Below are 10,053 nucleotides of genomic sequence, written 5' to 3'. Positions count from 1 at the left end.
CTATAGCCGTCCGTCCGGTACTCGCCGCTCGGGAAGAAATGCAGCCTGACCGGACACGCCCCGTTGTGGACATTGCAACGTTGCCGTGGTGTCGCCCTTGTGTTGTATTTGCAATCTGCCAGAAACCGAATAGACCTCGCCTGTGAAAAGCAGAACTGCCACTTTTCTGATCTCCATCGCGCTAACAAGTTGTCATACGGACGTGCCTACGGCCCGCGTGAAGGACCAGATTGATCGTTCGGTCATTGCGTATGCCGCCAGCACGCTGTCTGCGGTGGCCGTCGAAACCTGCATTGATGCGCAAATTCGAGGTCAAAATTTGCAGCATCAGAGGAAAATCTTGGAAGATTTTTCCTCAGAAGGCGAAAATTACCTCCGTGCTTCAGAAATGATCTCGGAAGGTTTGGATTTAGCTTGGTTCCTGCCGGAAAAGGCGGGGCATAAGCTCTTAAAAGCTCCTCCTACCCTTTTGACGCAACTGCAGTCTGCAACGGCTGAAGCGTTAAAATCGAAATTGGAAACAGCTTACAGTAAGCGCTACATCAAAGTCTCAGCGGTTCCAAAAACGATAAAATACGTTCGAAACCCCGTCTTGATCGAAGGGGCAAAGTCCGTTTCCGGGCGCAACTGCCCAGCTATTTTCTCCATAAATGAGCCCGCTATTTCTGGTGATATAGCTTTGGTCGAGACATCGTATGTTTGCGGCGGATTGTGTGGGGGAGGACAAATTCTCGCTCTTCGTCGCGGTAATTCGGGATGGGATGTGGTCGCTATTGCGCCAACTTGGGTGTCCTAGCGTTCGATTCAACTGAATGACAGAAAACCACCCCTTTCGGCCCTCACGACGCCGAGGGCCGCGCTCCACAGGGGCCTGTCCGGTTCCTGCCGCGTGGGAAGAAATGCAGTCTGACCGGACACGCCCCATTGCGGTCATGGCGAGAAAAGCTAAGCTCAGCGAATGCGGCCAAACAGCATTTTTTCTTTGTCAATTTTCTTGCTCGCGACTTCGTGCTCTGCGCCAAAGATTACGGAAATTCCCGTGCGCTTCGAATTTAAATCGGAGCGATTCTATGAAGAAATTCTGAGTTGCCAAGGAATTCGTGATTTAATCAAAATGAGGAAGCTTCGATCTCTGTATTCTAACAGGGAGGCATCCTCTGGGAAAACGCTCGTGAATTCCGATGGCACGGAGAAACTCATACTGACTTTGAATTACGATGGAACTTCTGTTGTGTTCAAATCGGGAAAAGAATTGCCCTCCAGCGTTGTAAATGCCGTCAAGGCTTGCGTCAGCTAGCCACCCCTTTTGGCCCCTCGGGAAGCCGAGGGCCGCGCTCCATAGGGGGCTGTCCGGTTTCCGCCGTCTCCGAAGAAAAGCCGCCTGACCGGACACGCCCCATGCCGGTCATAAAGGTTCCGTGACGAACATCAGAAACGGCCATTGGCACTTCCCAGCGATCGCCTTAGGCTGGTGGACATGAGCGAATTTATGGTCAACTTCATCGCCTTCAACGAGGCGCGCGACACATGCCAGATGGTTCTCGTGGAAGAATCGTGGGACGGCGACATAGAAGATCATCTGCGCAGCTTGCAGGATCGAATGATTGGCTGCCTAAACGCTGCACTCGATGGCCAATTGGCCGCGCAGTTCCCCGAGGCCAAGGGTCTGAACGTCCTCATTCGCGTAGATTGCTACGACCTCCCGCGCGACGCAGTGGAAGCCTTTTTCGAGCGATTTACCGATGGCATTGCTGCCATGTCCGACTACTCAACAGCAGGATCACAGTATGTCCGTCAGTTCCTCTTCGAGGTTAGCTTTGACACTGTAGCCAAGGTCTAGCGTCTGCTTCGCCCGTCATTGGTCTGAAAGCTGTCCGTCGCGTGACCACCCCAAGACTGCCACGTCCCAGGCATTCGCTGGGCCGGTTAGTCGCCGCCGCCACAGCGTAAGCGTACGGCCTCGCGCGTGTTGCGACATTCAGGCTCGGCGCTGATGGACCTCCGCTAAGGAGTCTCTTTCTGGACTCCAGAAAGAGGCCAAGTGAAGGACCGGGTGGAGATCATCGCGCGCACCGAGCGGCGCAGGAAGTTTTCGGATGTCCAGAAGACAGCGATCCTCGCCGAGGCGGATGCAGACGGCGTATCGGTCCGTCAGGTCGCTGAGCGCCATGAGATTGACGAGAGCCTGATTTATAACTGGCGGTCGACGCGTCGTCAGGCGGCGGCCATTGCCGGCGAGGCGCTCAAGTTCATTCCCTACGGTGCAATCATAACGATGGAGCTTGCGGCTGCGCCTGTCGTGCCCAAGCCCCAGAGACGCAGCGACCGGTTCCGTCGCCGATGCCGTCAGCGCCAGAGGAACTAATCCTATCACTTTGCCCACGCCCGTCGATGTCGGGCGCTCACCTCAAAGATCCCAATCGAATCTTAGCGCTGAAGTGAAGGAAGGACAGGCCAGACGCCACCAGCTTTTTGGATTAGCGCGTCGCCTGGCCTGTCCTTCCTTCACGAGCTAACGTGACATCAGCTGAGCCCAGACCTAAGGAGCAACTGTGCCTGCCGAACGCGATGCTCGGGAGGCAGCCATTGGTCAGGAGCGATCCTGCAAGGTCATCGTAAGGCGGCCAGTTCTTGAAGCGCCGCGTTATGTAGCGAACCACGCGGTATTCAATACCACGCTCGGCCATCCAGCCCGCCATGATCTTTTGAAAGGCGTAAGTCTCGTCCTTCTCCGCTCCCGGATCTGCGGTGAGAACAAGATCCGGCGCGAGGCCTCGGCTCACGAGTTCGAGCAGCAGCGCCGTGCTGTCAACACCGACGCCGTAGCACAAGACGCTAGGGTGAGGCCTTGGAAGACGGAGGTAATCGGGCACGCGCGAGCGCTGCCCGGCATGGCGGGCCATGGAACGTTTCCTTGAGCAAGCAGGAGCAGTTGGCGGCGCGGAACCGAATGAGGCCGTCGGTTCCAGCGCATTCACAGGTTGTGGCCCGCTGACGCTATTCGAATGACGCCGAGTCCGGCTGCCGCGGCGCCGAAGCGCCTGATGGTGCCGACGGAGGGTCATCGTCTGGGTCCATTTCCAGCGTCACGGACAGAGCAAGGCTGAAATCGCGGATGCGCGGATCGCAAAAGTCGCTTTCGATCGCGCGGTGGTGACCAATACGCTTCGCCTCGGGTTCATCGCAGGCAGTGAGACGGTAGGTCTCTTCGGCATAAAGCCGGCCCTGACACGAAAATCGTGCAGTGATGACATAAGTGAAGGCGCCTCCCTGCAGCGACGGGTTTGAAGAACTGTTCATGGTGTCTGTCCTGAAAAATGCCCGCCGAAGCGGGCCGGGCACGGGAACGCGGCCCCGCATCTGGAGCGGACCGCGGGATCGAAATGGATACGGCTAGTTGACCTTCTGCATCAGGCGCCGAGCCTTGCCTTCAAGGTCGAGCCGTGCGTCCTGATTGGTCTTGCCGCGGGCGAGAGCAGTAATGCCCTGAACGAAGTCGAAAACGGACGCGGGAGGGTGCCCTTCCTCGGAAAGCACGGCGGCGATGATCTTGCCTGTATCGGCCTTCGAGAACCCCTGCCCGCGCAGGAAGGTCTCACGATCCTCGTCCTTGCGCGCGACAATCCGCTCGCGTGCCGAGCGGATGCCCGTCACGAAATCGCTGGGCGAAGAGTCCGCAAAGCTCGTCAGTGCCGGCGCCGCCTGCTGCGCGAAGCGGTTGGCTGCAAACTTGGAATGGCGGATGCTGATTTCCTGGAAGTTCTCGACGCCCCACAGGTTCCTGTTCATACATACCGCCCGCAGGTAGAATGTCGCGATCCCGAGAGTCTTGGATCCGACCTCGCTGTTCCACGCATAAAAGCCCCGAAAGTAGAGATCCGGGTCGCCGTTGGGCAGCTTTCCGGCCTCGATCGGATGCGTATCGTCGACGAGGAACAGGAATACGTCGCGGTCGGACGCATAGAGCGTTGTCGTCTCGCTGCTGATGTCGACGTAGGGGTTGTAGACCATCGAGGACCAGTCGAGGACGCCCGGCACCTTCCAGCGGGTATCACCGGTGCCATTGCCGGCGAAGCGCATGACGGCCTCGACCAGCTCGTGGTCCCAGATACGCCCGTAGTCCGGTCCGGTCACAGCGCGCAATTCGCTCCTGCCATTGCCGGTTTCGAGCATTTTCACATGCTCGCCGCGATGGGCGATAAGCCCGTGTTGCAGATTGATGCTGGCCAGTGCCCCGGGAAGATCGCGCAGGTATCCTGCGGGCGCGCCGACGAGCGAACAGAGCTGGCCGAACGACCAGTGCGTGGGGGCCAGCACGGTGTCGGAACCGGGCGCCAGCAGACGAAGACTGGTCGCATCCTCGCTGCGCGCCTCGATGCGAAGCGCACGGCTTTCGACAATACGGGTCGTCGCCTGGTCAGCGCGGCGGCGCACATGGGCATGGAGGTCGTCGAGCGAGAGGAAACGTTCGTCGTCAGGACGGCTGAACCATTCGGACGATACACGCGAAACGTTCTCGCCGCGGCTGATGTCGACCTTGTAACCGGCTTGCGGCGCCGGGGCGGCATTTGCGATGCTGTTCATGGGAGGAAACTCCTTGAGGTGTTCTGGCTCCATCCAACGGCGAAGCCATCCCTCCCTCACCTTCTTCCCTCCTCCGACCCTGGTCGTGGGGTGTCGTCTTCGGCAGCAATCCTGGAGATGGCAGCGTCGAGCTGTCCTGGACGCAGGCGGTAGAGCCATACCGGACCGAGGCGATTGCGGACGTTGCGAAGAGCTGCGCCGCAAGGCTCATCGAGATCCCCGCCGTTCATCCAGAGGTCCGTCAGTGCCCGCTTCCAGTAGCGGCCATGGCGCGCGCGGAATGACGCAAGAGCCCGCCACATCGCGGCTGTCGGGCCTCCACGCGTGTCGGGCTCCCGGGAGCTTACCCTCATGGGCGGGATCGTCACGTTCGCCGCGCGGAAATGACCCTCGATCGCTTCCAGGTCTCCAAGCGAGCGGATTTCCGGGAGAGACAGAACCAGCGTATCGGAACTGGTGACGAGGTATGATTGTGGTTCGCCGGTGCCGTCGAAGACCACGCGTTCGGCCTCCCATGAACCGGTAAAGCCGTCACACCAGCGAGCGAAGAGGAGGCCCTGCGCGACGCAGAAGGCTTCCAGCTGGACAAAGCAGCCCCAGGCTACGTCGCGCGCGACGAGTTCGAGCGGTTCGTTCTCAGGGATATCGTGTTCGTCGAACCCGGCGGCATCCCAGTCGGTCGAGAGCCCCTCATCCACGATGATGGCGATGAACGTGGCAAGGAGATCCCGTGTCAGTGTTCCACCCACCCGGATGGATGCGTTTACGCGGTCAGCCATGGCAGACCTGCCTTTCGTTTGTGCTGGCGGTGGAAATGTCGGCGCATATTTCACGCTGAAGCCGCGCCGATCAGGTAGCGAAGTCTGGCGAAGGCAGCCTCCTCGCCGGCGCGGACGCCGCGAGCAAAGGCGAGGGAATGAAGCGAGAAGGCGATCGCCGCGACGGCAGGCGCGGTATCGACGGGGATGAGTGTGAGAAACGCGCCTTCGTCATCGTGGAGCGAGAGCATCCCCTCATTTGCAGGGTCGATCGGCAGCGCGACACGCGCGACCGACCCGATCCGCTCGAGGTCACGGTTGTAGCTTTCGACCAGCAGCGAATGGATGCTGATCACTTCGTGCGAACTGCGAGAATGGGCATCTGGCATGGCAGGAGACCTTTTCATGAGCACTGCCGGCAAACCGCCTGCCGACATGCCCTCCACTCCTTCCTCCCCTCCCAGCGCATGCGCCGGCAGTTCCTTGCCCCGCATGGTGCCGACTGCGCGGTACTCCCCAGGTTCAAGAGCAGGAAGAGTACCAATCTCCGGCTTCATGACTCCCAATTGCCAAACCTATGATTTCCAATTACCGTACTTGTTAAATCCAATCTCCGAGGCAGAATGTTCGAGCGTTTCGTGACACCACGGGTCGAGGAAGCCCTCACCGATACCCCCGTCGTTTTGCTCGTCGGACCTCGCCGTGCGGGCAAGACCACGCTGGTGCGAAGTATGGTCGGGAGCGGGCGAACCTATATCACCCTCGATGATCAGACCGCGCTGGAGGCGGCGACATCCGATCCCGCCGGTTTCATACGCGGCCTGGACCACGCCGTCATAGACGAGATACAGCGCGCACCGGAGTTGATGCTCGCCATCAAGAAAGCCGTCGACGAGGATTATCGTGCCGGCCGTTTTCTGCTTACCGGCTCCGCGAATGTACTGACCCTACCCAGGGTGGCGGACAGTCTCGCGGGAAGAATTGAGACGATCCAGATGTTGCCGCTCGCACGGGCGGAGATCGCCGGTACCCGACCTGCGCTTCTCGACGATCTTTTTACCGGAAATCTGCGCAATCCCACGAACACGATTATCGGAGGTGACCTCGTGGAGGTGGTCATGCTCGGCGGGTTTCCAGAGGCGATAGCCCGCTCGAGCGAACGCCGCCGCCAGGACTGGGCCCGTTCCTACCTGAGCTCGGTGCTCACCCGGGATCTAAGGGATATCGCGGATATCGAGCGGATGACGGACCTGCCCCGCTTCGTGCGCCTTCTGGCGGAGCATTCGGGACAACTGGTCAACTATTCCCAGTTCGGCGCCGCGATCGGCGTCACTCACAAGACCGGCCAACGATACGTGGGCCTGCTCGAACAGATCTTTCTCGTCGCGACGCTGCGACCCTGGTTCACCAATACGGTCAAGCGGATCATCAAGACTCCCAAGCTCCATTTTGTAGACTCTGGCCTGTTGGCGTCGATCCGCGGCCTCAGCATCGAGCGTGTCCGCGACGATCGCTCGATACTCGGCGCTTTGCTCGAGACCTTTGTCTTCTCCGAAGTCCTGAAGCTCATGAGCGCGTCAAGCCTCAGTCTGACACCTTACCATTTCCGTGATCAACAGATGCGCGAAGTCGACATCGTGCTCGAACGCGACGATGGCATAGTCGTCGGGATCGAGATCAAGGCGTCCGCCACCGTAAAGGCAAGCGACTTCGCAGGGATCAGGACCCTGGCCGAGAGCTGTAACGATCGGTTTGCCCAAGGCGTCGTCCTCTATGACGGCACGGAAATCATACCATTTGGCGACCGGATGGCGGCGGTACCGCTGTCGGTTTTGTGGAGCTGATCTATACGCGCGGTGGGCGTATTTGCCTGTAGGGGTGTCCCAAAGCCCGGCACTGTCGGTCGACCATCCGACGCTTGCCGTCCCATCGCCTGGCCGCCTGACACCGTGAATGGCGCTGGAATGTCACTGTTGAACCGAAGGGGTCGGTGCGACATCACCGAACGTCTCCTCGATCGCCGTCAGCACTTCCAGTGCCCGGTCCAGCGGCACGAACAGCCGGGTCCGGAACTGGATGATCTCGGTAAAGCATCCCAGCGCCTTGAGACGTGGCAGTCGCGCGACGTCGAAGTCCTTGATCTCGAGACGAAGGTCATCGGCGACGCGAGCGTACCTCAGCGAGGCGCCCGGCAAGGCAGGGATGAAAACGCCGCCTGACGTCGCGGCACCCGCGAAAATCTCCGCCGGCGACGGACGCACGGAAGTATCAAGCCCGAAGGCCGAGGCGACTTTCGCAAGGCCGGAAGGTGAGATTATCCGCCCCAGCATCGAGGCGCCCTGCGCATCGGTGATCCGCCAGACCCTGAGGTCATCGTCGGGGAGGCGGTTCCAGACGGGCAGCAGCAGACCGGTTGCGATGTTTATCGCCTCGACATCGATGCGCTGCGCCAGCTCCTCACATTCGGCGGTCCAGGCAGAAGTGAAGGTGGCTTTGTCGATCGGCTCCCAGGCGCTTTCGGCGAGCCGGGTCTTGCGCATGCGCTCAGAGCCGCCAGGACGAACGAGCTCGTGGACCTCAATGCGTTCGCCATCATCGCCCAGGATTGCCCAGGAGGGCACCTTCAGTGCGATCCGCCCTGAACGGGCATTGCGCAGAAAGGTAATGCGACCCGACCCTTTCCATTGCTCCAGCAGGGGGCTGAGCGGGGTTGGCCTGCGCTTGCGGTGCACCTCGATCCGCGAGAGCCAGGTCTCGGCACCCGACTGAGGATCACGCCGCAGCAACTGGCGTTCGATGGGCACGATCGCCTCGACCATGATCGTCTCGACACCCAGGTCGAGCGTGCCGCGTTCGCGCGCGGCATCGATACGCGCCTGGATGAGGCCGAGATACTCCTCGAAGATCGCGTTCTGCGTGCCGATGCGCAGCGCGAGCAGCCGGTTGAGCCAGCGCTGGATCGGCGGCAGATCATCGAGCAGCGCGCCGCTGTCCTTGTCGATGAGCTTCAATCCGGTCATCGCGATGAACTGGGTGAGGCTTGTGCTTTCCAACTTGCCACGTGCGAGCAGGCGATACCATTGCAGCAGCGCTTCACGGGCAAGATCACTTTCGAGGTTATCGAGCGGATCGAAGAGGTTCTGGCCGCCGGTCTGGCGCTGGCCGCGCGTGAGGGCGCCGAGGCTGTCGAGCCGCCGCGCGATCGTAGAGATGAAGCGGCGCTCGCCCTTGCAGTCGGTCGTCGCGGGCCGGAAGATCGGTGCACTCGCCTGGTTGGTACGGTTGGTTCGCCCCAGCCCCTGGATTGCCGCGGCTGCCCGCCAGCCCGGCTCGAGGAGGTAGTGCACGCGGCGCCTGTCCGCCGTCGCGCAGCCGCGGTCGGCATGGTAGCTGCGCCCGGTGCCTCCGGCATCGGAGAAGACCAGCACCTGCTTGGCCCCGCTCATGAAGGCATGGGTCTCGGCGATGTTGCTGCGCGCGCTTCGGCGCTCCACGCGCTGGCGTCCGGCTGCGTCGAGGACAATGCGACGCGAACGCCCGGTGACCTCGGCGAGGCGATCGGTCCCGAAATGCGCGACAAGCGCATCGAGCGCTGCCGGGATCGGCGGCATCGCACAGAGCCTTTCGACAAGCTCGTCTCGGGCGCGGATGGCGGCCTGACTGTGTACGGGGCGTCCATCCTCGTCGACCATCGGTTCGGAACGTGGCTCACCATCCTCGCCCTTGAAGACGCGCATCTGGCGGGTCGGAAATGCGGTCTCGAGGTACTGGATCATGAGTTCGCGTGGACTGACCTCGATATCGAGATCAGCGCGTTCGGCGGCCGAGAGGCCGGCAAGATGCCGTTCCAGCGCGGCTTCGGATGTCGTGACCAGTTGGACGACAGGCTGGCGGCCTTCCACAATGTCCTGCTCGATCGCCGCGATGAGACTGGGCAGTTTCATCGCGATCAGGAGCTGGGCGAAGAAGCGCTGCTTGGTGCTCTCGAAACGCGAGAGCGCGCTGCCCTTCGCCTGACCATTGAGCGAACGCCCGGTCATGCCATCGACGATCCCGGTCGCTTCCAGGACGCGGTCGAGTTCGGCGTGGATGATCGCTTATCGCGAGGTCGCGATAATGCGCAGGAACGTGGCGAAGGCCCGCAAAGCTGCTGAGCATTTCGCCACGTCCTTCACATTATTTCACAAGGCATCGAGCCACTCCATCAGGCTGGCTTCTCGTTTCCACGAAGGTGGCACGTTGCTCGCCGCCGGCGCCCCTACCTGCTCGAGCGCCTTTCGTTTGGTCTCCAGATTGGCCTGTGCGTAGTGGTTGGTCGTATCGAGGCTGACGTGTCCCAGCCAACTGCGGATGACGGTGATGTCGACCCCGGCAGCGACAAGGTGAACGGCAGTCGCGTGCCGGAAGCTGTGCGGCGTCACATTTTTGGACCGAAGCGACGGCACGGTTTCTGACGCCTTTCCTACATAGGAGGCGAGTTTGAACCGCACTCCCGAGGCGCCCAGCGGCTCACCATATCGATTGACGAAGATCCGCTGATCTGGCGCGCGCGGGTGACGTTCCAACAACTTCCTGAGCAACGTCACGGTTTCCGGCCAGAGTGGACAGATACGTTCCTTGCGACCCTTGCCGTAAAGACGCACGAAGTTCGGTGCGTCGAACCGGATCGCCTCGGGACAGAGGTCGAGGGCCTCCTGGATGCGCGCGCCGC

At 60.9% G+C, this 10,053-nt stretch carries 11 protein-coding genes; 4 read left to right on the top strand and 7 right to left on the bottom strand.

Translation table 11 applies throughout. The annotated features are described in order from the left end of the window. Positions 1–217 precede the first annotated feature (217 nt). The 3 genes from LH128_RS33470 to LH128_RS15360 all read left to right on the top strand — a co-directional run bounded on the left by LH128_RS33470 (position 218) and on the right by LH128_RS15360 (position 2,365). Positions 218–796 carry a hypothetical protein gene (locus LH128_RS33470; protein WP_172705072.1) on the top strand — a complete coding sequence of 193 codons (579 nt, stop codon included), beginning with the start codon at positions 218–220 and terminating at the stop codon, positions 794–796. A gap of 681 nt (positions 797–1,477) precedes the next feature. Beyond that, positions 1,478–1,840: a hypothetical protein gene (locus LH128_RS15365; protein ID WP_037519640.1), complete on the top strand. Its 363-nt coding sequence runs from the start codon at positions 1,478–1,480 to the stop codon at positions 1,838–1,840. Positions 1,841–2,041: 201 nt separating this feature from the next. After that, the gene (locus tag LH128_RS15360) at positions 2,042–2,365 is read left to right on the top strand and encodes a transposase (protein WP_008830571.1); all 324 of its coding nucleotides are present in this window, start codon (positions 2,042–2,044) and stop codon (positions 2,363–2,365) included. Positions 2,366–2,477: 112 nt separating this feature from the next. On the opposite strand, the gene LH128_RS15355 is transcribed toward LH128_RS15360, so the two are convergent. The 5 genes from LH128_RS15355 to LH128_RS34570 all read right to left on the bottom strand — a co-directional run bounded on the left by LH128_RS15355 (position 2,478) and on the right by LH128_RS34570 (position 5,731). After that, a complete protein-coding gene (locus LH128_RS15355) occupies positions 2,478–2,903 on the bottom strand; it encodes a hypothetical protein (protein WP_008830570.1) in 426 nt (141 codons plus the stop codon). A gap of 94 nt (positions 2,904–2,997) precedes the next feature. Then, a complete protein-coding gene (locus tag LH128_RS15350; RefSeq protein WP_008830569.1) occupies positions 2,998–3,300 on the bottom strand; it encodes a hypothetical protein in 303 nt (100 codons plus the stop codon). Between the two features lie 93 nt (positions 3,301–3,393). Next, positions 3,394–4,584, bottom strand: coding sequence for a hypothetical protein (locus LH128_RS15345; protein ID WP_008830568.1), 1,191 nt, complete (start codon positions 4,582–4,584; stop codon positions 3,394–3,396). A 56-nt stretch (positions 4,585–4,640) separates the two neighbouring features. Then, on the bottom strand, positions 4,641–5,363 hold the full coding sequence (locus LH128_RS31435; RefSeq protein WP_008830567.1) for a hypothetical protein: 723 nt from the start codon (positions 5,361–5,363) through the stop codon (positions 4,641–4,643). 50 nt (positions 5,364–5,413) lie between these two features. Next, entirely contained in the window at positions 5,414–5,731 is a 318-nt protein-coding gene (locus LH128_RS34570) for a hypothetical protein (RefSeq protein WP_231958418.1), read from the bottom strand. Positions 5,732–5,965: 234 nt separating this feature from the next. On the opposite strand from LH128_RS34570, the gene LH128_RS15330 reads away from it, so the two are divergent. Then, positions 5,966–7,186, top strand: coding sequence for an ATP-binding protein (locus tag LH128_RS15330; RefSeq protein WP_008830565.1), 1,221 nt, complete (start codon positions 5,966–5,968; stop codon positions 7,184–7,186). 123 nt (positions 7,187–7,309) lie between these two features. Here LH128_RS15330 and LH128_RS15325 read toward each other — a convergent pair whose 3' ends face one another. Together LH128_RS15325 and LH128_RS15320 are read right to left on the bottom strand one after the other, a co-directional pair. Then, entirely contained in the window at positions 7,310–9,382 is a 2,073-nt protein-coding gene (locus LH128_RS15325; RefSeq protein ID WP_008830564.1) for a strawberry notch C-terminal domain-containing protein, read from the bottom strand. 141 nt (positions 9,383–9,523) lie between these two features. Next, a partial coding sequence (locus LH128_RS15320; RefSeq protein WP_008830563.1) for a tyrosine-type recombinase/integrase occupies positions 9,524–10,053 on the bottom strand: 530 nt, incomplete at its 5' end.

The sequence above is a fragment of the Sphingomonas sp. LH128 genome (genome assembly GCF_000293195.2).
GTDB classification, from domain to species: domain Bacteria; phylum Pseudomonadota; class Alphaproteobacteria; order Sphingomonadales; family Sphingomonadaceae; genus Novosphingobium; species Novosphingobium resinovorum_A.
The sequence above is the reverse complement of the archived record's forward strand: the minus strand, read 5'-3'. Positions and strand labels throughout refer to the sequence as shown.